Below are 25,080 nucleotides of genomic sequence, written 5' to 3' on the forward strand. Positions count from 1 at the left end.
TTAGAATGCGTAGCGCGCTTCGGCAAACAGCGTGCGTCCGGGAAAGGGATGCAGCTGATATGCCCGGTTGTTGTTCAGATTGTCGATGCCGACTGCCACTTCGGTGTTCTTGACAGGCTTGAGCCGCAGCCGTACATCGACCTGACTGGTGCGCGACACCCCCCCATAGATGTCGCTATTACCATCAGTGTTATTGATTTCGTTGAACTGGGCGCTGGAATAGCGGTAGCTTGCCGCAACACTCCACAGATCGGCAGGCGCATAGACCAGCGTGCCATTGGCGCGCACGCGCGGCACACGCGGCCAGTTTTTGCCGACTGACGGAAGATAATTGTCATTCTCAATAATGATCGAGCGCGTGAACGCGATATTGGCTTCCGCACTGAGTCCGTCGATACCAAGCCGGTCCAACTGTCCGACGAGTTCTAGTCCGCGCGTGCGCACCCGGCCAATGTTTTGTACATTGGTGATGTTAGGAAACACGTTCAGATTGAGTTGGCTCCAGATGGTGTTTCTGATGTCATCCTGGAACAGAGAGGCACGCATGCTGCCCAAGGCATGACGATGCTCCGCAGTAAATTCAAGCGCATTCGAACGCTCCGCGCGCAGTTGGGGATCACTGACAATGATGCCGCTGCCTGTAGTTGTTCCCTGGAAGAGTTCTGCTACGGTGGCAAAGCGCGTGGCGCGGCCGGCAGACGCTCGCAGAGTCAGGCTGTCATCGAGATCCCAGCTTAGCGACAATTTGGGTGACAACGCCTGTTCGCTGCGGCGCGGATAGTTCAAGTTAGCGCCTGGCACGACCCTCTGCACGCCGCCCGTCGCTTCCCATGACTCTGCACGCAAGCCGAACACTGCGCGCCACCGTGGCGACAATTGCCAGGCATCCTGAGCGTATAGCGCCAGTATCCGCGTTTCTCCTGCCACGAACTGCATCTCGCTGCCGCTGGCGTGGCGCCAGTCCGCTGTCTTGCGGGTCTGTTGCCGCAGTCGATACATATCCGAGTGCAGACCGAAGGTGAGAGCATGGGCTCCATTGGTCCAGTCGCCACTGCTGGGAGAATAAGTGGAGACGACATCGAAGGAGTGAAAGCCCGTGCCATCGCGCAGCACAGCCGTACCCGCACCGCCGCCGGCAGCAGCGGGATCGGCGCTGCCGGCATTGCGTTGCACGTCGTCCAGGATCCGATATAAAGTGCCGGAAACAGTACCATTCCAGCCGGTCTTGTTGCGTGTCTTGACGTTTAGCCCGGCTAGCGCGTGATTTTCGTCACGACGGTATGGCGCAAAGGCGGTGACGGGAATCACAAATTGATTGTTGCTGTCGTTCACACGACCGGACCACACCGGCCTGCCTGCGTAGTCATGCAAGAAAGTCTGATTTCTGGTGACGCTCTTATTACCCCACCATACCGCAACCCCCTCAGCGCTGATGCTTGGACTGAAGTCATATCCCAGGCTCACTTTTGCGGTATTTTGCCGGGTGTGGTCAATGGCACCAGCATTCGCCCCCAAGATGGCGCGGCGGGTGCCAAACGGTCCCGTGTCATAAGCGATGCCTGTGACCGGCGTTGCCGTGCCTCCAACCGGGATGGTAAAAGCCCCAGCGGCATTCGCCGTGACCGTGTAATAGCCCATCGGTTGACTGGTCGCATTCTGATAGTTGAGCATCAGCTTGTAACTAAGCCCGGAAACAAGCTTGTCACCGATCAGCGCGGATCCCTGAACATTCCGGTAATGGTCCTGCAAACCATATTGACTGAAGGATTGGTCCTGCCCGGCGACTCTTACCGAGCCCGATAACGCTGTCGGGCGGCTGGTGGTGATGGCGATGGTCGTACCCATCGAATTGCCGGGATAGAGCGCTGAGAACGGGCCGTACAGGACATCGACACGGGCTATTTCTTCAGGCGCGATCATGTTCCAGCGTGGTGCGTCAAAGCGGCTGAGGAAGTTCGACAGCAGATAACCATCCATGTAAACCAACGCGCGTGGTGCCTGGGTGGTAGAAAAACTGCGCCCACCGACGAGCGCATTACGGTCACCGCTATAGCGTTTCCGTATCGTCATACTTGGCATGTTACGTAGTGCATCCTCGGGATTGAAGATGTTCTGTTGCTGGCGCAATTCTTCCTGCGTTTTGCTCACGCTGCTTGCCGGCAAATTCGGATCCAGCGTGCTGCGCGTGCTGTTGACCGTGATTGTTTGCAAGGATGATTCGCCGATGACGTCATCGGCGCGTACCTGATTGCTTGTTGCGAGAGCGAGAGAAATTGCCATGGCCATAGGCGCCAATGTTGTTTTCATGAGGAGGAAGTGGGACAAGGGTAATAAAAAACAGGCACTCAACGTCCCTGCCGTCCGGTAAGACAATGTCGGTCTATTTTGGCTGACGCAACACTAATGCAATTGACTTGCATTTTATACAGACAAAATCATAAATGCAATTAATTTGCATTTATGATTTAACTGTCTTTTCTGAAGTAGTGTTAAAGAAGAGGCAAGGCATTTTTTACGGTCGAATTGACCCGCTCGGATTGCTCCCCCATCCACTGCCTGGCGAACGCCGCACGCGAGATTAACGCCGCATTCTTCGCCAAGTTCGCGCAGGTCCTGCCAAACTTTACGATACCCGTAGATTGAACCGCTTTAGAGCCAGGACTACCTGACGTGATCTAGCAGCCGCTGACCCTCGATGGTGCGTTCCGATTGCTGCACCTGCAACCAAGCGTAGCTGCCGATAGGATAGACTTCCCTCATTTGGCGCAATCGCCGTACCGGATAGCTTGACGGAAGCGCCTGCACGAATGGGTATTTCTTCCAGGCTGCTCGGCAAAGTATGTTGCGGCCTTTTTAAGATTCACGTTCCCAGTGATGCGCCTCAATGCAGCCGTCAGGCATCGAATTTCGGCTTGCTAATCGTCGACTGCTTTGCGTTCAGTGTGCAGGAGCCCAGCCTCTGCCGATTCTAAAATCAGACAGACAACGAATAAGCAAGGTCAGGTTTGAATCCGACCTTAGCCTTTTTCCGCATCAAGTTTCGGTCAGCCGCACGGTCTGAGATCTCTCTGCTTCACCAACGGTAGCGAGCACTCAGAGCCACCCCATGGTCCTGGCCACGTGCGGCAATGTCCCCGGTATAGTCAAACAAGAAAGCCCAAGCGCCTGCCTTGCGCGCCACAACACCCACATTGAGCTGGACATGGTCACGGCCAACTGCCGGCCCGCGCACCGCGAATGCGCCGCTCTCGGGCGCGTTCGCGAAGCTGTTGCTAAAGTAGCCTACGCGGCTGTTCATTGCATGCTGCAGCAAAATCCGGGCATGCGGCGTCCAGCTGGCGACAGCGCCAGATTCTGATGCGTTTGAGGTGAAGGTCTTGGCCATTTGCAAGCCGATGCCGATGCGAGCATCCAATACCTTGTCTGCATGGACAGCCAGGGCGATAGATGGATCGGTGGCACTATCGCTGAAGTCGACTGTCGGCAGGCGTACCAGGTCAAGTGCTGGCAGGATAGGCTGCCACAACCATCCACGCTGGTCTTGCACGGACCATCCGTGCTCCAGGTGCAAGGAAAGTGCCGTCCCCTTATTGCGTGCCTGAGCATGTGCTGAAAAAGGCAGTTTCGACGATTCCAGATTTACCGAACGCTCAGCCGAACTACTCAAATATGTGGCGCCTGCAAATGCATCCAGGTAGTGGTTACCGTTAACGTAGCGTAGATAAACACGACCATCGGTTGCCTTGGTATGGCCGCGAAAGCCGTTGCCGCTGCCTTTCAAATCAAGTGTACCGTAACCAAGCGTGGCGCCCCAGGTGAAGTGCTTGTTGAGGCGTTGATCGAGGCCCAGCATCAGGCCTGAACTGTCTTGTCGCCAGGCCGACATTGGAGCTTGCCCGCCTTGTCCATTGAGATACCCGTAATGGCCGAATACCCGTCCCCATGGATTGACGTCGCTGCCCGCAGCGCTGGAGCTGTCCACAGCGCCACCATCGTTTGCGCCTTCCATATCGCTAAGTACACCGGCAACATCGAGTACCTGACCGGTATTACGGCCATTTAATGGAATTGCCGTTGCTACAGCCGCGCCAGTCTGTCGTTCAGCCAGCCGGTCGGGAGCAGATAGGTGTTGGGTCAAGGCGCTGCTAAAGCTGTTGAGCAAATACAGCGAAGCGTTGCGCTGAGCGGCATAGCCAGCGCCTTCGATTTGCTGACGTGCTTGCGCGGCTTGCCTGTTGGTGGAAAACTGCAACGAGCTCAGCAATGGTGCCAGGGCCGGGGCATCTTGCCCAGCAGCGTTACTGAGTGCAGTTCCCACGTCACAGCCGGCGACGTTACAGAACGCCCGTTTTCCCAAAAAAGCGTCGTCTGTTGTTAATGCGACCCCGTTGGTGCTTTGCCGCAGGCGATAACTCACCAGTGAATCATCGAATGGCTGAAATGCGGTTTTGGCGGGGTCGGCATCGGTGGGATCGATATCGTAGCCGGCGATCGTGCGGCCCTGCGCATCGGCGCGCGCCAAGTGCTTGAACTGACCAAACAAATAGGATTTGCCAGCCATCGTTTTATGATATTCGGCAAGTATGGCCGGCGTCAGCGATTGTGACGCGGCAGGGTCGTTATCACGCAACCACGCCAACCAGGTGTCCAATTCCGCACTGATCAAAGGACTAACCTTGCCTGTTTGGTAAAAGCCTGGGCGTATATTGAGCGCCAGCGTCGATTGCGGGCTGACAACCAGCTCTCCACCACGATAAAGTATATATTTCCCCTGCGTCACAACCTTGTCTGGATCCGAAGTCACGATGGTGCTGGCAAAGCGCAGCGGCGCGCGGCGCTGGGTTGCCGTGACGTCCAGCGCTAGCGTAGCATCATCCATATCGATGCTTGACGTCGAAAATTTTTGGCCACTGCCATCGCCTGGACGCCCTGCAACTATCAGATCGCCGGTCGAATGCAAACGCCCACCTTGCCGGAACCACAACATCGGAGGAATGGGGTTATTGGAGTAAATCTGCCCAATATAGCCGCTGCCCTCGACAACACCGTCTTTGCCGATGTAGTTTTGCACCACGTTGAGTACTCCGCCATTGAGCAGCAGACGTCCGTTCTGGATCATTAAGGTCTCGGCCGCACCGTGCTCATTCTGATACAAGCGCCAAGTTGCACCGTTTGTCAGCGACAAGATGCCGTAGGCATCGTCGATCGATTGGGCGCGCCCATCAATCAACGGCGCTGTTCCTGCCTGGTCTATGATTGCCAGTTGTTTGCTCAAGGTAGAGTTAGGATCCGCCTGAAAGCCCGCAATCTGGGCACTGGTATAGACCGTCTGGTAATGGCCAAGAAGAAGACTTCTGAACTCTGCAGCGGCGGCTAGCGGGTCGCTATTGTAGTATTGCCTTAACATATCTGCTTGGCTTGCCTGCTTAAAATACCCATCCCCTGTCCAGGCATATCCATAATCGCTCAACAGATTGGACATCGATGTAATCGGATTACCCGTTCCCGGATTATCGGGGTTGTAATAGTTTGGATTAATATTTCCCGACATATCTCTATTAATTACCAATGTGTCGGTGGTTACTACCGCTTTACGCTCGGTAATAAATCCAGTGTTATAAACATCGTCCTGAGGATAGGCTTTGTACTCGCTCGGTTTGGCACAGTCCGAGTGACACCAGTAAATTGCCGGGTTCCTGCCTGCTGCTGGATCCCATAGCCTGGCAAAAGCGGTGCCATGCTCACTAAAGGCATCCTTGACCAGAAAATTGTCACGGCTGACTGTATCAATTGCCCGGACAAAAAAATCGTACCAGTCTTTCTGTCGCGTGGAATCAGCGTAGTTACCCCCCAGAGTGATGCCATGAAGGCCGATGAATTGACCGACATTATCGCTGACAGGACTATGTAGCATCCACGGCTGGTCGTTATCGGCGAAGGCGCGCTGGACGCCGCCAACATGCATGGCGGAGCATGAAGATATGCAATATCCCGACACGACCGTTGTCAATCCTTGGCGACGCGCGAGGTCGGCAATGGCATAGCCGGAGAATACCGAACCGCCATTGGAGTTGCGCAATACCAAGGTGTCAATTTTCCTGTTGCCGCTTTCACGCAAACGACCAAGCATATCGGCGAAAAGGTTTGCGTCATTCATCGTTACATCCCCGGACAGAATGATTTGATTGCCATTGACATGCATATTCATGGCGTTGACTGATGAAGGAATTGCAACCAGACCCATGAGTCCTACAGCGCTTAATGTTTTATTGAATAAAAATGGAGCATCTCTCAGAGGGAAACGACTGTTAAAAATACGCAATTTTGACCATTGAGCTATAAACATAAATTTTATTTTCAAATAAAATATTGTGAAAGACGGAAATAAGAAAAATATTGTCATTCCATGAAATGAAATCCGCGATTAAGCATGCGAATTATTAATCAACTTATGCTATTTCCAGCCTTTTCGATCAACTCCCGGAACACACAATTCACCAATGATAAAATATTTCATTGCCGACATTAGGGGCAAAATGGAGTAATTAAAAGATCCTCGTAATGCGCATGCCCGTGTAAAATATTGTGCCATCATATCTACGATTCCTTTATCCAAAAAACCAAAGCATTGGCTTTCCGCACACAGACCTTTCATGCGCGCACCCCAATCAACGTACGACCCGCGCCTTATATCCTTTTAAAAATGCAAAATAAGTCGAAACTAATCACTCCAAATATGGCAAGAAGAATGGTGAACAGAGTGATCTTCCACCCAACTGCATGTACTCAATAGAAAATTTTCTTTTCATGTTAAATTTATCGCATAAAAATTTTCAGGTTGACGCAAAGAACAGCGCCCTATAAATTTATCGATCCATTAATACGTTCAATGACCTAGCTAAATTGAATATTTTTTATACCTGACGAACGTTTTTATTGGACAATACAATTATTAAAATTATAAAAATTCATTCTTGCAGTTTTATTGTGAGGCTGGATTTACATCTTACAAATAGGAATGATCCTAAATTTAGCTCTATTGCGTTGGTTTGCCGTGACGAGCCGATCGATAGTCAACACATCCATCGCCAAGCGCGGGAATCCTTGAAGACTTCCTTGGCCGAGCCTTGGCTGCTTCGGCCAAGGAAATGTCACCCTCTGGGCACCCATGCTTCTCGCTTGAGCAAGAGGGCACTGAACTTCCCCTGAACCACGTTTACCAGCCCGGAGATGTCGACAGGCCCGGCAAATTCAGTTCTCTTTTAGCCCTGCTTATGATCAGCCTTGATTTAAAAAATTATACATTTCATATTTTCATTGACTAATTAACTACGCCACATATATGTTCCAGAAAAAACTTGACGAATTTTTCTCCGCGCAGTATAAATTGACTGGTTTAAAAAATAATTTTAGCCAAGTTTAGTTCATGGCAAGTACGGCAAAGACTTATTACTTAAATTCTTATAAGAATATATTTCATGGCAATTCAAGAAATGACTCTGGATGAAATTAATGAGGTAAGTGGTGGCGTAACCAGTGGGCAAGTGATAAACGCTGGGGCAGGCATTGCGGCTGTTGGTGGCGCTGTCTTTGGGGCCGTTGGATTGGCTGTAGCTTCGCCAGAATTTATTGCGGCTGGTGCTGCTTATGGCATTGTTTCCGCTGGAATGTGGGCTGCGGGCGTATTGAGCGATATTGGTTACTTTGAAAGAACGCGAGTGCCAATGGCAGCACGCTAAGCAGCGTCTGTTTTATTAACGTTAAACTAGAGTAAATCAGAAAATTTTTATCCTGCCTTTATAGATTATGTAATTCAGCCAGTAATAATTTTTTATTGCCGGCTGAATTTTCAATCAAGCCAATAGGCTCATTAAACAAATGATATTAAATGAAAAAAAATTATAAAGATAAAACAATCATAGCTTTCGCCGGAATATTAATAATAACCTTATTTTATTTTCTATTTGACAAAGTTTCATATTTATCCTATGCAGTAATAAATTTCTCGATAAGTCACCCTTCTATTTTAAGCGGCATTATTTTGATATCCATCCTTGCAACCTTTGTTTTTTTATATATTTTTAAAATAAAAAAATTAAAGAATAAAGAATAAAGAATAAAGAATAAACATTTCCGCAATTCATACAGGCCTGTGCTTTGACCGTACCTTCCCGTTATTTCGTTGCGGAATTATTAATTGAAAAGTAAATTATTTTTCGTGACCAACCCAGTCCCCCTTTTTCGGGGGCAAGAATTGCCTCGCCTGCCCAACCATTATTCCGCCAACAGGCCGTTGAACATATAAGCACCCGGCATTACGGTACGGTGATACTCACGCGTCCTGTAAGCTATCTGTTCCTGGCGATCACCATTTCCATCATCGCCTTCTTCATTTTCTTCAGCACTACCCGCAAGGCGCAGTCACAGGGCATGCTGCTGCCGACCAGCGGCGTGATCCGTATCATAGCGGCCCAAGCTGGTGTCATTGCCGCAGTGCGAGTCAAGGAAGGACAAGCGGTTCACGCCGGCGACGTGCTGTTCGTGCTGTCGGGCGAGCGCAGCAGCGCTAATGCCGGTTCGCCCCAGGAAGTCGTGTCCACTTTATTAAGAAGCCGACGCGACAGCTACGATGCGGAACTGAAACAGTCCAGCCTGCAATCGAGCCAGCGCATGGCTGCTGGGCAACGCCGTGCCAGTGATCTGGCAGCTGAAATTGCCCGTACGGAAGATCAGATTGCGATGCAACAACGCCGCATTACTCTGGCGGAACAGTCCTACAAGCGCTACAGCGAACTCAACGCCACCAATTACATCTCGTCAGCGCAGCTGCAAGACAAGCAGGCCGAGTTGCTGGACCAGCAGCAGCGTCTGGCTGAGTTGCAGCGTGCCAAGTCTGCCAGTCAGCGCGACCTGTCCACTACAGAAGCCGACGTGCGCGACTTGCAGGTGCAGGCGCAGCGCGGCACGGAAGGCTTGCAGCGCAATGTCTCCGCCATCGAACAGGACCTGACGGAGAACGAGGTACGCCGTGAAATCCTGGTGCGCGCAGCGCAGGATGGCATGGTCACGGCCATCACCACCGAACTGGGCCAGACGGTGGCGGCCAACAGCATGCTCGCTTCCGTCCTGCCGCAAGGCGCCCAGCTGGAGGCGGAAATCTACGCGCCGTCGCGCTCGGTAGGCTTCATCAAGCCGGGCATGACGGTGCTGCTGCGCTACCAGGCGTATCCGTACCAGAAATTCGGGCAATATCCGGCGCTGGTGCGCGAAGTGGCCAGCACCTCACTGCGGCCCGAAGAGCTTTCGGTGCCGGGCACCGTCAGCGGCACGAATGGCGAACCCTTGTACCGCATCCGCTTAAGCCTGCAACGCCAGAGCGTGCAGGCGTATGGCGAAACCCTGCCCCTGAAGTCGGGCATGCTGGTTGACGCCAGCGTGCTGCTGGAACAGCGGCGCCTGTATGCATGGGTGCTCGAACCCCTGTTCAGCATTTCCGGGCGCCTGTAAGCCCCCATGTTGATTTTCCACAATACTTTACGTCCGCGCTGCATGCATCTCCCTCATCTCGCCCACCTGTCCTTCTGGCGCAGCCAGCGCCTGCCCATCCTGCTGCAAACGGAAGCGGCCGAATGCGGCCTGGCCTGCCTGTCGATGGTGGCCAGCTACTGGGGCCACCAGACTGATATTTCCAGCATGCGCCGGCGCTTTTCCGTCTCCCTCAAGGGCGTCACGTTAAAAGGGCTGATGGCGATAGCGCAGGGGCTGGCCCTGCATACGCGCCCCTTGAAACTCGACATGCAGCATCTGCCCGAGCTGAAGCTGCCTGCCATCCTGCACTGGGACTTGAATCATTTTGTCGTGCTCAAGTCCGTCTCCGGCAGCCATGCGGTGATCCACGACCCGGCCGTGGGCGAGCGGCGCCTGCCGCTGGCGGAAGTGGCGAAACACTTTACGGGCGTGGCGCTGGAACTGACGCCCACCGCCGCCTTCAAGAAGGCCGCGGAAAAACAGCAGTTTTCCCTGCTGTCGCTAATGGGGCGTGTAGTAGGCCTGAAGCGCGGCCTGCTGCAATTGCTGATACTGGGCCTGGCCTTGCAGGTGTGCGCGCTGGTGGCGCCGTTCTACATGCAGTGGCTGGTCGACGAGGCGTTGCTTGAATCGCCACCAGTAGCCTAGACATTCTCCAGCCTATAATTTAGGCCAACAGGAGAAGTGATGAGCAATAAGCGATATACCGATGAATTCAAAGTTGAGGCAGTCAAGCAGGTCACAGAACGTGGCCATGCGGTTGTGGACGTTGCAGCACGGCTCGACGTAAGTCAGCACAGCCTCTATCAGTGGATAAAGCGTTTCAGTGTTCCGCCAGCCGAGCGTAAAGCGGTCGACGACCAGCAAGCGGAGATTCGACGCCTGAAGAGCGAACTGAAGCGCGCGACATCTTAAAAAAGGCCGCAACGTACTTTGCCAAGCAGTCCGGGTGAAGTACGCCTTTGTGCAAGAGCACCAGTCAAGCTATCCGGTACGGCGACTGTGCAAAGTGATGGAAGTACATCCCAGCGGTTACTACGCCTGGCAACAAGTTCCGCAGTCGGAGCGCGCCATTGAAGACCAGCGACTGCTGCGTCACGTCAAACAATCGTGGCTGGAGAGCGGCTCAATCTATGGATATCGTAAAGTCTGGCAGGACCTGCGCGAACTTGGTGAAGGGTGTGGCGTCAATCGCATACATCGATTGATGCGCCAAGAGCATTTACGTTCGCAAACAGGGTACCACCGCCGACCACGCACACGCAGCGGGCCCAGTTCGGTTCATGCGCCCAAACATTTGCAAAGGCAGTTTGCGCCGACTGAGCCCAATCGCGTCTGGGTCACCGACATCACCTATATCCGAACCCATGAAGGCTGGCTGTTTCTGGCTGCCGTGCTTGACCTGTTCTCCAGGCAGGTCATCGGTTGGTCGATGGGACCGCGTATGGATCGTGAGCTGCCATTAAATGCGTTGCTGATGGCTGTCTGGCGTCGTCAGCCCAAACAAACCGTGATGGTGCACTCCGACCAGGGCAGTCAATTTAGTAGCTACGATTGGCAGGACTTCCTCAAAGCCCGCAATCTGCAACAGAGCATGAGTAGGCGCGGAAATTGCCATGACAATGCCGTCGCCGAGAGCTTCTTCCAATTGCTTAAACGCGAACGCATCCGCAGAAAAACCTACAACACAAGAGAAGAAGCCCGTCGCGATATCTTTGACTACATTGAGATGTTCTACAATCCAAAGCGTCGACATAGCTTCAGCAAACAGCTATCGCCGATGAACTACGAAAAACAGTATTTCGAACGACTGGCGAGCGTCTAGAAAACTCGTGGCGATTCTTTGATTATTCGCTGGATGCATTCTATGCAGCTTTCTCGAACCAGTGGCGACAGCATATTTCCACTCCGGCGCTGCTTGTAGATCCGCTCATGACAATTCCAATGCTCGAGTCTGCAATTGGTAGCAAGGGGCCAACGGCCAAGAGGATGCTGAATCTCTTCCTGGCCGGATGCGTCGCATGCCACGCCTCGATCCCACCAGAGCTTGTTAGCGGCTTGGAGAAGCTATCAAGCGAACGAAACGCGCGCGATAGCTTCTTGGCACGGAATCCATAAATGCGGTGCCGGCATTGGCAAAGGTATCCTCCTAGCATTGCTTGGAGCCGATGCTCTAACACCTTATTGATGAATGCAAACAGCAAGTAAGCGGCGCACAGGTGCAGGGAAGTTTTTTGGCACGGTTCCATAGCAGGAAGTCATCGCCCCGGCTGGCCGAGTGTTCGGCGATGCGCGCCGGCGCACGACGCATCCAGGCATCATGGCCAACACCGTTTACCCTGGCGATCCAGATGAGCGAGTTGAGCGAAGTCGCGCGCTCACCACCGCAGCCGCCAGCAAACAGGCAATTGTAGCGGCCGAGCTGTATATATCGACATGCCATCGTTACAGTAGCGGCACAATACCGCTCCCAATATCCATGGTTCACTTGTCGTTTAAGCGTACCAGCGGCTTGTTCAACGGTCCCAACCTCGGCGTCATTGGGGGAGATAGCCATCAAGAGGGGTTTTGCTGTTGAGCGCTTTATGGGTGTTCCTAAAATCTCAGATAATAGTTCCTGCTATACAATCCAAGAAATAGTCCCAGTAGATAAGCGAACAATAACGCTCATAAAAAAGATGAACGCCCGGCATTTTTCATCCGAGGCAACACCCCCAGGCCAGCGTTTGAAGTTTCCGGCAGAATAAAAAAGACTTCAAGAGATCGACTACAACGGAGGCAAACTTTGCTCTCGTTAAGCTATCCTCATGAACACAATAGTCACAAAAAAAGCTGTGTACACATCTGTGTACACAGCTTTCTATCTCAGCAGCACAAAAACTGCTAAGTCTTTGATTCTTATGGTCGGGACGGGAAGATTCGAACTTCCGACCCCATGCACCCCATGCATGTACGCTACCAGGCTGCGCTACGCCCCGACGAGGTGGGAATTATAGCAGACGCTTTTAGGTTTTTGCCATGCTTTGCGCATGATTCATATCGAACAGCGCAAACTTTTTTGCATGCCCCGGCCAGGCGCCCTATTCGCTCAGCAGCAGCGCCGTGAGGACGATGCGAAAACCGGCGATCAGCGGTTCGACCTTGACGTCCGGATGATGAATGAAGCGCACGGGCAAGCCTTGGTACAGGGCCACCAGCGCATCGAGGCGTCCTTGCAGCATTTCTTCGTCGGCCGGCAAGCCGCGCTTGATGCGCGCGTCGCGGACGATGGCCAGGAATAACTGGCGCGAACGCTGGTCAGAGCATTGCAGCATTTCCGCGATCACCGGATTGCGCGACGCTTCGGCAAAAATTTCCAGCGGCATCATCCACGATTTCTGATCCAGGGCTTCGAGCACATGCTCGCCCGCATTGTCGATCACCGACTGCAGCGGGTCTTCGCGCTGCGCCAGGTCCTGCATCAGGTTCGACACCCGCTCCGTATTCTGCATGACGAAGGCGGCGATAATCGCATCCTTGCTGTCAAAATAATTATAGATGTGGCCCGCGCTCATGCCGGCCGCTTTCGATATCTCGGCCATGCTGGCGCCGTGAAAGCCGCGGCGGCTGAAGCAGCTTTCGGCCGCATCGAGCACCTGCTTGCGTCGCGTGTTGGCGCGCTCCGGGTCCGGATGCTTCTTTTCAACTTGGTTCATGATTTTCCAGTAGCGCGCCGGCCCTGCCCCCTGCGGACAAGGGCAAGGCCGGCGTCGGCGTCCCCGTGATTATTGGGCGCCGCCAGCCGCCGCGACGGCTGTCTGCTCAGGCTGCCAACCGCCGCCCAGCACCTTGTACAAGGTAACCAGGTTGGTCGATTTGGCCAGGCGCGCCGTGATCAGGCTCTGCTGCGCCGTGTACAGCGCCCGCTGGGCCACCAGGGCGTTCAGGTAGGACTCGGCGCCCTGCTTGTAACGCGCGTCGTGGATGGTGTAGCTCTTCGTCGACGCCTCGACCAGCGAGACCTGCGACTGCAGGCGCTCGTCGATGGTGCCGCGCTGGGCCAGCGCATCGGACACTTCGCGGAAGGCGACCTGGATCGCCTTTTCGTATTGCGCCACGGAGATTTCACGCTGCACCTTGGCGATATCGAGGTTGGCGCGGTTCACGCCGCCATCGAAGATCGGCAAGCTGATCTGCGGCAGGAAACTCCACGTGCCGCTGCCGCCCTTGAACAGGCCGGACAGGTTGTCGCTGACCGAACCCGCCGTCGCCGTCAGCGAAATGCGCGGGAAGAAGGCCGCGCGCGCCGCGCCGATGTTGGCGTTGGCCGCGCGCAGGGTGCGCTCGGCCGCCAGCACGTCGGGACGGCGTTGCAGCACGTCCGATGGCACGCCGGACGGAATGTCCGCCAGGGCCGTCACGGCGCCGAACTCGCCTTGCGGCAGCAGTTCGGCCGGCACGGGGCCGCCCACCAGCAGCACCAGCGCGTTCTGGTCGAGCGCCACCTGGCTGGTGTAGACAGCCACGTCGGAACGGGCCGATTCGACACTGGTCTGGGCATCGTACTTGTCCAGGCCCGAGGTGGCGCCGGCACTGAAGCGGCGCACGGCCAGGTCATACGACGACTGCTGGCTCTTCAAGGTATCTTGCGCCACGCGCAGGCGCTGCTGGTCGGCCACCAGGTTCAGATAGGTGCTGGCCACTTCGGCCACCAGGCTGATCTGCTGCGCACGGCGTGCTTCTTCCGTGCCCAGATATTGTTCCAGCGCGCTGTCTGACAGGCTGCGCACGCGGCCGAAGAAATCCAGCTCGTACGCCGACACGCCCAGGTTCGCCGTGTACTGGCGATTGATCGACGCTTCACCCGTCGGGCTGGCGTTTTTCGAGATGCGCGTGGCCGACTGGCCGCCCGAGGCCGACAGGGTCGGGATCAGGGCGGCGCGTTCGATGCCGTACGTGGCGCGCGCCTTCTCGATGTTCAGGATCGAGACGCGCAGGTCGCGGTTGTTGGCCAGCGCCAGTTCCAGTACCTGGCGCAAACGCGCATCGGCAAAGAACTCGCGCCAGGCGACGTCCGCCACCGGCTTGGCATCGGCGGCGGCCGTGTCGGCCTTGTAGGAAGGACCGGTCGGCCACGCCGTGGGCGCCGGCGCTGCCGGACGCTCGTACGTGGGAGCCAGGCTGCAACCGGCCAGCAAGGCCAGTGCCGCCATGGAGAGTAGCGTTTTTTTCATATTAATGCGCATCCTTAGAAAGCGTGACGGCTGGAGAACCAGGCGTCGCCGGCGTGGTCGGCGCGTCCGACTTCGAGAAGAAGCCGCGCACCAGCACGAAGAACACCGGCACGAAGAAGATACCGAGGAACGTGGCCGTCAACATACCGCCCAGCACGCCGATACCGATGGCGTTCTGGCTGCCGGAACCGGCGCCGCTGGAAATAGCCAGTGGCAACACGCCCAGGCCGAAGGCAATCGACGTCATCAGAATTGGACGCAGACGCAGACGCACCGCATGCAAGGTCGCGTCCAGCAGCGACATGCCCGATTCCTGCATTTCCTTGGCAAACTCGACGATCAGAATCGCATTCTTCGCCGACAGGCCCACCACCGTGAGCAAGCCCACCTGGAAGTACACGTCGTTCGACAGGCCGAAGAACCACGTGCCCAGCACGGCGCCGATCACGCCCAGCGGTACCACCAGCAGCACCGAGAAAGGAATCGACCAGCTTTCATACAGCGCGGCCAGGCACAGGAAGACGATCAGCAGCGACAGCGCATACAGCTGCGGCGTCTGCGAACCGGATTCGCGCTCTTCCAGCGATACGCCGGTCCAGCTCATGCCGATGCCAGGCGGCAGCTTGGCGACCATTTCTTCCATCGCGTTCATGGCGGCGCCCGTGCTCTGGCCCGGCGCCGGCGTACCGAGAATCTCTACCGACGGCAAGCCGTTGTAGCGTTCCAGGCGTGGCGAAGCGTAGATCCACTTGCCCGTGGCGAAGGCCGAGAACGGCACCATCTGGCCAGCGGTATTGCGCACGAACCACTTGTTCAAGTCTTCCGGCAGCATGCGCGATTCGGCATTACCTTGCATGAACACTTTCTTCACACGGCCGCGGTCGAGGAAGTCGTTCACATACGAACTACCCCAGCCCACGCTCAGCACGCGGTTGATTTCCGAGATCTGCAAGCCCAGCGCGGTAGCTTTCTGCTGGTCGATGTCGATCTTGTACTGCGGCGTATCTTCCTGGCCGTTCGGGCGCACGCCGACCATGGCCGGATTTTGCGACGCCATGCCCAGCAACTGGTTACGCGCCGCCATCAGGGCGTCATGGCCGACACCGCCGATATCCTGCAGCTGCATGTCGAAACCGGTGGCGTTACCCAGTTCCAGCACGGCAGGCGGAGCGAACGTAAACACCATCGCATCCTTGATCTGCAACAACTTGCCCATGGCACGACCGGCCACGGCCGGCGCTTTTTGCGCCACGTCCTTGCGCAGCGACCAGTCTTTCAGGCGCACGAAGGCGATACCCGTATTCTGGCCATTACCGCCGAAGCTGAAACCGGCCACGGCAAACACGGAAGCGACGTTATCTTTCTCGCTGTTCATGAAGTGGTCTTCGACCTGCTCGATCACTTTCAGGGTGCGCTCTTGCGTGGCGCCCGTCGGCAATTGAATCTGTGTAAACAGGATGCCCTGGTCTTCTTCGGGCAGGAAGGACGTTGGCAGACGCATAAAGATGAACACCAGGCCGGCCAGCAACAGCACGTACAGCAGCATCGAGCGGAAACGGTGCGTGATCATGGCGCCGACCCAGCCCTGGTACTTGTTGCTGCTGCTATCGAAACTGCGGTTGAACCAGCCGAAGAAACCCTTGTTGGTCGCGTGATGGCCTTTTTCGACCGGCTTGAGCAAGGTGGCGCACAAGGCTGGCGTAAACACCAGCGCGACGACGACGGACAGCACCATCGACGAGACGATCGTGATCGAGAACTGGCGGTAAATCACGCCCGTCGAACCGCCGAAGAAGGCCATCGGCACGAACACGGCCGACAGCACCATGGCGATACCGACCAGCGCGCCCGTGATCTGCGTCATGGACTTGCGCGTCGCTTCCAGCGGCGACAAGCCCTCTTCGCTCATCACGCGCTCGACGTTTTCCACCACCACGATCGCATCATCGACCAGCAGGCCGATGGCCAGTACCATGGCGAACATGGTCAGGGTATTGATCGAGTAACCGAAGGCATTCAGGATGCCGAAGGTACCGAGCAGCACGACCGGCACGGCCATGGTCGGAATCAGGGTAGCGCGGAAGTTTTGCAGGAACAGATACATCACCAGGAATACCAGGATGACGGCTTCGACCAGGGTCTTGACCACTTCCTCGATCGACAGTTTCACGAACGGGGTAGTGTCGAACGCCACCTGGTAGCTCATGCCTTCAGGGAATTGTTTGCTCAGGTTGCCCAGCATGGCTTTCGCCGCGTTGGCCGTATCGAGCGCGTTGGCGCCCGTCGCCAGCTTGATCGCCACGCCGGTTGCCGCATGGCCGTTGTAGCGGGCCACGGTGTTGTAGTTCTCGCGGCCCAGTTCCATGCTGGCCACATCCTTCAGGTGCACCATGGCGCCCTCGGTGGTGGTTTTCAGCAAGATGGCGCCGAACTGCTCCACCGTCTGCAAGCGGCTTTGCGCCGAGACGGTAGCGTTCAGCTGCTGGCCCTTGACGGACGGCGTGCCGCCCAGTTCACCGGCCGACACTTCCGCATTCTGCGCCTGCACGGCCGTGATCACGTCCGCCGGGGTCAGGTTAAAACTTTGCAACTTGGCCGGGTCGAGCCAGATACGCATGGCGTACTGCGAACCGAACAGCGTCACATCGCCCACGCCCGGCACGCGGCTGAGCGGATCGACGACGTTGGCGGCCACATAGTCGCTCAAGTCGGTCTGGTCCATCTTGCCGTTTTCGGAAATGAAGCCGAACACCATCAGGAAGTTTTTCGTGGCTTTCGACACGACAAGACCCTGTTGCGTGACAGCCGTCGGCAGCAGTGGCGTAGCCAGCTGCAGCTTGTTCTGTACCTGCACCTGGGCGATGTCGGGATTGGTGCCGCTGGTAAACGTCAGCGTGATGCTGATGCCGCCAGTCGCATCGCTCGACGAGGACATGTAGCGCAAGCCGTCGATACCCTTCATCTTTTGTTCGATGACCTGGGTGACCGCATCTTCCACGGTCTTGGCGGAAGCGCCAGGGTAGGAGCCGCTGATCGAAATCGACGGCGGAGCGATGCTCGGGTACTGCGCGATCGGCAGGCTGAGGATCGAAATCACGCCGGCAAGCATGATGACGATCGCGACCACCCAGGCAAAAATCGGGCGGTCAATGAAAAAACGGGCCATTAATATTCTCCTGAATTAGTGGGCGCTGGCAGCCGATGCGGCGGCAGAAGCGGCAGCGGCTGGCGCAGTAGCAGCTTCGGCCTTGGCTGGCACGGCAACGGCTGGGGCGCCTGGCTTGACTTTTTGCAAGCCTTCCACGATCACGCGATCGCCTGCGGCCAGGCCGGACGTCACCAGCCAGTTGGTGCCGACGGTACCGCTGGTGGTCAGCACGCGCTGCTCGACCTTGTTTTCCTTGTTCAGGATCATGGCCGTGGCCTGGCCCTTCTGGTTGCGCGTCACGCCCACTTGCGGCACGGTAATGGCTTTCTCATCGACGCCCGTTTCCAGCTGCGCACGCACGTACATACCTGGCAGCAATTCACCTTTCGGATTCGGGAACAGCGCGCGCAAGATCACATTGCCCGTGGTCGGATCGACCGTCACGCCGGAAAACTGCAGCTTGCCCGATTCGCCGTACTTGCTGCCGTCCGGCAGAATCAGGTCGACCTTGGCCTGGCCTTCGCCCACTTTCTTCAGCGAGCCGTCGGCCATCTGGCGCTTCAGGCGCAGCAAATCCGTGCTCGACTGGGTCACGTCGACATAGATCGGATCGAGTTGCTGCACGGTGGTCAGCGCTTCGGTCTGGCCTGCGGTGACCAGCGCGCCGGCCGTCACGGTCGAGCGGCTGGTGCGGCCGCTGATCGGCGCCGTCACGGTGCTGTAGCGCAGGTTGATGTTGGCCGATTCCAGCGCCGCGGTGGCGGACTCGACGTCTGCCTTGGCTTGCTCGAACGCAGCGACGGCATCATCGTATTCCTGGCGGCTCACGCCTTCGATGGCGACCAGTTCCTTGTAGCGCGACGCTTTCGGACCGGCCGTCAGCAGATTGGCCTTGGCTTTCGACAGCGCGGCCTTGGCCGAATTGGCGGCAGCCTGGTACGTGGCGGAATCGATCTGGTACAGGGCCGTGCCCGCTTTCACATCGCTACCCTCGACAAACAGGCGCTTCTGGATCAAGCCGCCGACTTGCGGGCGCACATCGGCGACCTGATAGGCGTTCGTGCGGCCGGGCAATTCGGCACTCATCGGCAACGCGGCCGGATTAACAGTAAACACGACCACCTGTGGCGCTTGTTGCGCGTGAGGTGCTTCCTGTTTTTTACTGCAGCCGGCCATGATTACAGTGGCGCACAGAACGGCAATAGCGCCGCTCGTACGCGGCGACGTCAGGGAAAAGGTTGGTTGCATCTTGGACTTTCTGAAAAAGAAGCTGGCTAGTGTCGTTAGAAATGACTAAATTTATTAACGCAGATCAAAGAATGAACGATCATTCTAAAATCGTCAAGCATCGTTACAATTGAAACATAGTAACCATCAAGCGAATTAAATTATCAATGAGGCAACAAAGTAAAGGCAACTACAGCAGCGGCACGCCAGCAAAGTCAGCTACGAAGCTGGCGTACGGTGGCAAAAATGACAATGCGGAAAAGGTGGATTGAGTGAATACTGTAGCAGGGTCAAGATTTCTTTGCTGAACTGACCGACACGGACGCAACACCGCTCCTCACGGCAGGCGTGGCGGAATAATTATTTACCAATGGTATCGAAAAGACATGCCGCGGCAGACGCGCTACTATATTGACTACGACGTGGCGAAGCGGGGGCGCGATGATGACGGCACAGGCGCAAGAAATGGCGCAACACAATGGCGCGGGCGGCCTGGACGCACTGCTGTCGACGGGCGTACCCGGCCTCGACACCATTCTCACGGGCGGTTTGCTGGCCGAGCGCCTGTACCTGGTCGAGGGAGTGCCCGGCACGGGCAAGACCACCTTGGCGCTGCAGTTTCTGGCCGAAGGGGCGCGCCGGGGCGTGCCCGTGCTGTATATCGCGCTGGCCGAATCCGAGATCGAACTGCGCGCCGCCGCCCTGTCGCACGGCTGGGACCTGGCCGGCATCGCCATCGAAGAGGTGGCGCCCAATGACGACATGCTCGATCCCGAGCGCCAGTACACCATTTTCCACCCGTCGGAAATCGAACTGGCCTCGACCAACCAGCGCATCCTGGCCGCCATCGAAAAGCACCGCCCTGCCCGCCTCGTGCTCGATTCGCTGTCCGAATTGCAGCTGCTGGCGGAAAACCCCCTGCGCTACCGGCGCCAGGTCGTGGCCTTGAAACAATACCTGGCCAGCCGGCACTGCACCACCATGCTGATCGACGACCGTTCCGCGCTCGACGACGGCTTGCAAGTGCGTAGCGTGGCCCACTGCGTGATCTCGCTGGAGCTGCAAAACCAGGACTACGGCATAGACCGGCGCCGCGTGCGCGTGGTGAAATACCGGGGTGTGCCGTTTCGCAGCGGCACGCACGACTACAAGATCGCCCATGACGGCCTGGTCGTCTTTCCGCGCCTGGTGGCGGCCGACACGCGCCGCGATGGCGGCCATCAGCGCCTGACGAGCGGCGTACCCGAGCTCGACGCCATGATAGGCGGCGGCCTGGAAGAAGGCATGAGCACGCTCATTTCCGGGCCCGCCGGCAGCGGCAAGTCCACCCTGGCGGCGCAATTTGTGCACGCGGCAACAAAGCGCGGCGAACCGTGCGCCATGTTCCTGTTCGAAGAAGCGCGCAGCAAGCTCCTGACCCGGGCCGACAGCGTGGGCATGCGCCTGCAGGCGGCGCTCGACACGGGCTTGCTGAGCGCACAGCAGATCGATCCGGCCGAACTGACACCGGGCGAATTCGCCCAGGCCGTCGTCGACGCGGCGCAGCGGGGCGCCAAGGTGATCGTCATCGATAGCCTGAACGGCTACATGCATGCCGTACCCGATGAGCGTTTCCAGAGCACCTACCTGCACGAACTGCTTAATTACCTGAGCCAGCACGGCGTGGCCACCCTGCTCGTTGGCGTGCAGCAAAACATGCTGGGCACCTCGATGACGACGGCGGCCGACGCCAGCTATCTGGCCGACAGCGTCATCATGCTGCGCTATTACGAAACGGAAGGCGAGGTGCGGCAAGCCATTTCCGTCTTCAAGAAGCGGGGCAGCGCGCACGAGCGCAGCATCCGCCGCTTCGACATCAGCCCGCAGGGCATCCGCATCGGCCCCGCCCTGGCCGGCTTTCACGGCATCCTGTCGGGCTTGCCCACCATCGGCGGCACGCCTTTCCCGTAGGAATGCCATGGAGCAGCGCATCCTGATCTACGCGCCAGCCGGCCAGGATGCCGCTCTGGCCGGCACGGTATTGGCGGGCAGCGCCATCGCCAGCCACGCGTGCCGCTCACCCGGCGAACTGGCCGAGCAACTGGCGCTGGGCGCTAGCGGCGTACTGACGGTGGACGAGGTGCTGCATGCGGGCGTCTACGCCGTGCTCGACGCCTATACCCGCCAGCAGCCGGACTGGTCCGACTTGCCGATTACCCTGCTGACGCACGCTCGGCTCGATTCCCTGCCCTTGCGACAAGCCATTGCCACCCTGGGCAACCTGACCCTGCTGGAACGCCCTGTGCACATCCTGACCCTGATCACCTCGGCCCACGCCATGCTGCGCGCGCGCCAGCGCCAGTACCAAGTGCGCGAGACGCAGCGGCGCAAGGACGAATTCATTGCCAGCCTCGGGCATGAACTGCGCAATCCGCTAGCGCCCATCAAGTCGTCGGTGGCCCTGCTCAAGCACCTGTTTCCCGCATCGGAGCAGGTGGGCAAGCTGAGCGACGTGATCGAGCGCCAGGTGACGCACCTGACACGGCTGGTCGATGACTTGCTCGACGTGGCGCGCATCACCAGCGGCAAGGTACTGCTGCAGCGCAAGGAGTTTGAGCTGCAGCAAGTGCTCGAGCATGTCATGGAACTGTGCCGGCCTGCGGCCAGCAGCCGGCACATCGGCCTCACGCTGGAATTGCCGCCGCATGCCGTGACCTTGCACGCCGACTATGCCAGGGTGGTGCAGATCTTTTCCAATATCGTGTCGAATGCCGTCAAGTTCACGCCGGACGGCGGGCACATCCACATGACGGCGCGCCTGGCGCAGGGCCAGTTGCAAGTGATGGTCGAAGACAATGGCATCGGCATCGATGCGGATGCCATCGCGCGCATCTTTTCCATGTTCGAACAGGGACGCACGGTGGCGGGCCAGATAAAAAGCGGCCTGGGCATCGGCTTGAGCCTGGCGCGCCAATTTGCCGAAATGCATGGCGGCAGCATCGAGGCCTACAGCGACGGCCCCGGGCGCGGCAGCCGCTTCATCGTCAACTTGCCAGCCAGCGCTGGGAACGCCGCAGCAGCCACGCCGGCCACGCCAGCGGCCGCCGGGAGCATCACTCAAGCCAATGCGTGCCAGCCTGTGCAAGTGCTGGTGGTGGACGACAACCGCGACGCGGCCGATTCCCTGCAAAGCCTGTTCCAGCTCGAGGGCTATGCCGCCACGGTCGCGTATGGCGGCGCGCAGGCGCTGGCGGCCGTCGAGACGGCGTGGCCGCAACTGGTCGTGATGGATTTGGGCATGCCGGACATGGATGGCTACGAAGCGGCGCGCCAGATCCGCCAGCGCGCGCACGGGCGCGACGTGCTGATGATCGCCCTGACGGGCTGGGGCCAGGGTGAAGCCCGCGCACGGACCGAGCAAGCCGGTTTCGATCATCACCTGACGAAACCGGTGGACTTCGACGCCATCACCGCCCTGCTCCGCGCGCACCTGGAGCGACAGGAAGGGACGGCTATGCGAACGGAGTGACGCTTATTTCCACTTGCCGCGCAACTCCTGCACTTTTTGCTGCAGCAACTCCGGCGTGGCAGCCTCGGGCGCCACGGGCATGCCCACAGCCAGTGACAAACGCGAGCGCAAGCCTGCCTTGAAGGCGCGCTCGAACAAATGGCCGTTACGGTGGCTCAACAGATGGCCCCACAAGCCGCGCAGCGCCAGCGGAATCACGGGCACCTTGCTGCGCTCGACGATTTTGGCGATGCCGCCCTTGAATTCGCTGATCTGGCCCGTGCGCGTCAGCTTGCCCTCGGGGAAGATGCAAACAAGTTCGCCTTCGTGCAGCGCCTGCGCGATATCGATGAAAGCCTTTTCCATGAGGAACGGGTCTTCCTTGGCCGGCGCGATGGGGATCGCCTTGGCCGTACGGAAAATCCAGCCCATCAGCGGCATCTTGAAGATGCGGTGGTCCATGACGAAACGGATGGGACGGGGGCTGGCCGCCATGATGACGATGGCGTCCACATAGCTGACGTGGTTGCACACCAGCACGGCCGCGCCTTCCGTGGGGATGCGCTCGCCATCGACGACTTTGACCCTGTGCACGGTCTGGATCAAGATCCACGCCAGGAAGCGCATGAGGAATTCCGGCACCAGCGAGAAGATGTAGGCGGCTACCAGCGCATTCAAGATGGCCGTGACGAGGAACAGCTGCGGAATCGTAAATCCTTGTCCCAGCAGCACGATGGCCACGCCGGCGGCCGCCACCATGAACAGGGCGTTGAGGATATTCATGCCGGCGATGGTGCGCGAAATGTGTTTCGGGTCGCAGCGCGTCTGGATCAGGGCGAACAGGGGCACGATGAAAAAGCCGCCGAACACGCCGATCATGACGATGTCGATCAAAATGCGCGGCACGCCCGCCTGGCTGACGAACGCCAGTGCATCAACCACTTGCGTATTCGCATACGCATTGCTGGCGAAATACAGGTCGATGCCGAACAGCGACAGGCCGATGGAGCCGAACGGCACCAGGCCGATCTCGATCTTGTGGCCGGACAGGCGCTCGCACAGCAGGGAACCCGTGCCGATGCCGACGGAAAACACGGTCAGCAGCAGCACGAACACGCTGTGGTCGCCATGCAGGAAATCCTTCGAATACACGGGGAACTGGGCCAGGATCAGGGCGCCATAGAACCAGAACCAGGAATTGCCCAGCATGGCCAGGAAGACGGGACGGTTCTTGCGCGAAAAATTCAAGTTGCGGAACGATTCGGCGACAAAATTCAAACTCACCTTCAAGTCCGGCTCCGGCGCCGGCGTGCGCGGCACACGGTAGCTGGCGATCAGGCCGAACACGGCCACGACAATCGTCGCGCCGGCCACCAGTTCCACGCCCAGCGGCTTGTGCACGATCAGCACGGCGCCGAGGATTTCACCCAACAAAATGCCGACAAAGGTGCCCATCTCGATCAGGCCATTGCCGCCGACCAGTTCCTCGGGTTTCAGTTGCTGCGGCAGGTAGGCATACTTGACGGGGCCGAACAGGGTCGAATGCACGCCCATGCCGACGACGGCGGCCACCAGCAGCCACAGGGTATGCGTCATCCAGCCGGCGGCGGCAACGGCCATGATGGCCAGTTCCATCCATTTCACGAAACGGGCCAGACCCGCCTTTTCGAACTTGTCGGCCAGCTGGCCCGCCGTGGCCGAGAACACGACGTAGGGCAGGATGAACAGGCCGGGAATCAGGTTGGTGATGGTGGACGGGTCGAGCGTGGTCCAGCTCAGCGCATCATAGGCGAGGATCACCATCAGGGCCGTCTTGAACAGATTGTCGTTGAAGGCGCCAAAGAACTGGGTCCAGAAGAAGGGCCCGAAACGGCGCTGCGACAATAAGGAAAACTGGCTGCTTTGACTCATGGCATGGGGAACCGGCAATTAAGGAATTGCTAAAATACAGCACTATCTTGCGCACGACAATCTGATTGTCGTCATCTTGCTTGGCATCAATACGGAAAGCGCCCCACCGCGCCATGCTGGCCCCGCACCTGACTCCTTTCCCCTGCACAACAAAAATCGCCCATTTCTTGATAATAAGGTAATGTGCGCATACTGCGGGGTCTTCGCCCCGCCTCTCCAGGAAAGCTGACCTATGTTTGGATTGATAACGCTGTTCATCGTTGGCTTGCTGATCACCGCCTTCGTGCAGGTGCTGCAGTACCGCAGGAAAGTTGCCGATCTGGAGTTGCTGACGGCGCGCCTGCGCAAGGAAGTCGACGGCATCCAGCAGCGCCTGCTGACACTGGAAGGCCAGGACGGTGCGCCAGCTGCATCGCCTGTCGTGCCCGCTGCCGTTGCGCCAGTGCTGGCGCCCGTTTCTCCACCGGCGCCGGTGCAGGTGCCCCAGGCTGCCGTGATCGAGCCGGTCGCACTGGCAAAGGTCGCGCCGGCAGCGCCCGTGCCACCGAAGCCAGTCCCGCCCACCC

General features: G+C 57.7%; 12 protein-coding genes, 1 tRNA gene and 2 pseudogenes. 7 read left to right on the plus strand and 8 right to left on the minus strand.

Features of this window, described 5'->3' with window-relative positions; genetic code table 11:
• On the minus strand, positions 1–2,280 hold the full coding sequence (locus GYK42_RS26325; protein ID WP_166449901.1) for a TonB-dependent receptor: 2,280 nt from the start codon (positions 2,278–2,280) through the stop codon (positions 1–3).
• A 793-nt stretch (positions 2,281–3,073) separates the two neighbouring features.
• Positions 3,074–6,346 carry an autotransporter domain-containing protein gene (locus GYK42_RS26330; protein WP_166449902.1) on the minus strand — a complete coding sequence of 1,091 codons (3,273 nt, stop codon included), beginning with the start codon at positions 6,344–6,346 and terminating at the stop codon, positions 3,074–3,076.
• A 1,132-nt stretch (positions 6,347–7,478) separates the two neighbouring features.
• On the opposite strand from GYK42_RS26330, the gene GYK42_RS26335 reads away from it, so the two are divergent.
• The 4 genes and pseudogenes from GYK42_RS26335 (at position 7,479) to GYK42_RS26350 (ending at position 11,353) form a co-directional block, all read left to right on the plus strand.
• Positions 7,479–7,739: a hypothetical protein gene (locus tag GYK42_RS26335; RefSeq protein WP_166449903.1), complete on the plus strand. Its 261-nt coding sequence runs from the start codon at positions 7,479–7,481 to the stop codon at positions 7,737–7,739.
• Positions 7,740–8,325: 586 nt separating this feature from the next.
• Complete coding sequence (locus GYK42_RS26340; protein WP_346768165.1) at positions 8,326–9,507, plus strand: HlyD family secretion protein; 1,182 nt, start codon at positions 8,326–8,328, stop codon at positions 9,505–9,507.
• A 42-nt stretch (positions 9,508–9,549) separates the two neighbouring features.
• Positions 9,550–10,176, plus strand: coding sequence for a cysteine peptidase family C39 domain-containing protein (locus GYK42_RS26345; protein WP_240943843.1), 627 nt, complete (start codon positions 9,550–9,552; stop codon positions 10,174–10,176).
• Between the two features lie 39 nt (positions 10,177–10,215).
• Positions 10,216–11,353, plus strand: a pseudogene (locus tag GYK42_RS26350) (IS3 family transposase).
• A gap of 1,076 nt (positions 11,354–12,429) precedes the next feature.
• Here the strand turns inward: GYK42_RS26350 and GYK42_RS26355 are convergent.
• The 5 genes from GYK42_RS26355 to GYK42_RS26375 form a co-directional block, all read right to left on the minus strand.
• Positions 12,430–12,506 (minus strand) — tRNA-Pro (locus GYK42_RS26355).
• 102 nt (positions 12,507–12,608) lie between these two features.
• On the minus strand, positions 12,609–13,223 hold the full coding sequence (locus GYK42_RS26360) for a TetR/AcrR family transcriptional regulator (protein WP_166449904.1): 615 nt from the start codon (positions 13,221–13,223) through the stop codon (positions 12,609–12,611).
• Between the two features lie 69 nt (positions 13,224–13,292).
• On the minus strand, positions 13,293–14,741 hold the full coding sequence (gene adeC / locus GYK42_RS26365) for an AdeC/AdeK/OprM family multidrug efflux complex outer membrane factor (RefSeq protein ID WP_166449905.1): 1,449 nt from the start codon (positions 14,739–14,741) through the stop codon (positions 13,293–13,295).
• A 1-nt stretch (position 14,742) separates the two neighbouring features.
• Positions 14,743–17,907 (minus strand): efflux RND transporter permease subunit, encoded by a 3,165-nt coding sequence (locus GYK42_RS26370; RefSeq protein WP_166449906.1) that lies wholly within the window; start codon positions 17,905–17,907, stop codon positions 14,743–14,745.
• A gap of 15 nt (positions 17,908–17,922) precedes the next feature.
• Positions 17,923–19,137, minus strand: coding sequence for an efflux RND transporter periplasmic adaptor subunit (locus GYK42_RS26375; RefSeq protein ID WP_166449907.1), 1,215 nt, complete (start codon positions 19,135–19,137; stop codon positions 17,923–17,925).
• A 444-nt stretch (positions 19,138–19,581) separates the two neighbouring features.
• On the opposite strand from GYK42_RS26375, the gene GYK42_RS26380 reads away from it, so the two are divergent.
• Both GYK42_RS26380 and GYK42_RS26385 read left to right on the plus strand, forming a co-directional pair.
• A complete protein-coding gene (locus tag GYK42_RS26380; protein ID WP_166449908.1) occupies positions 19,582–21,066 on the plus strand; it encodes an ATPase domain-containing protein in 1,485 nt (494 codons plus the stop codon).
• 7 nt (positions 21,067–21,073) lie between these two features.
• Positions 21,074–22,624 carry a hybrid sensor histidine kinase/response regulator gene (locus GYK42_RS26385; RefSeq protein ID WP_166449909.1) on the plus strand — a complete coding sequence of 517 codons (1,551 nt, stop codon included), beginning with the start codon at positions 21,074–21,076 and terminating at the stop codon, positions 22,622–22,624.
• A gap of 3 nt (positions 22,625–22,627) precedes the next feature.
• Here the strand turns inward: GYK42_RS26385 and GYK42_RS26390 are convergent, their stop codons facing one another.
• A complete protein-coding gene (locus GYK42_RS26390; RefSeq protein ID WP_166449910.1) occupies positions 22,628–24,514 on the minus strand; it encodes an MFS transporter in 1,887 nt (628 codons plus the stop codon).
• 232 nt (positions 24,515–24,746) lie between these two features.
• Between GYK42_RS26390 and GYK42_RS26395 the strand changes: the two are divergent.
• Positions 24,747–25,080, plus strand: a pseudogene (locus tag GYK42_RS26395) (hypothetical protein); the annotation flags it as partial.

The organism is Janthinobacterium lividum (assembly GCF_011601275.1).
GTDB lineage: Bacteria > Pseudomonadota > Gammaproteobacteria > Burkholderiales > Burkholderiaceae_D > Janthinobacterium > Janthinobacterium lividum_E.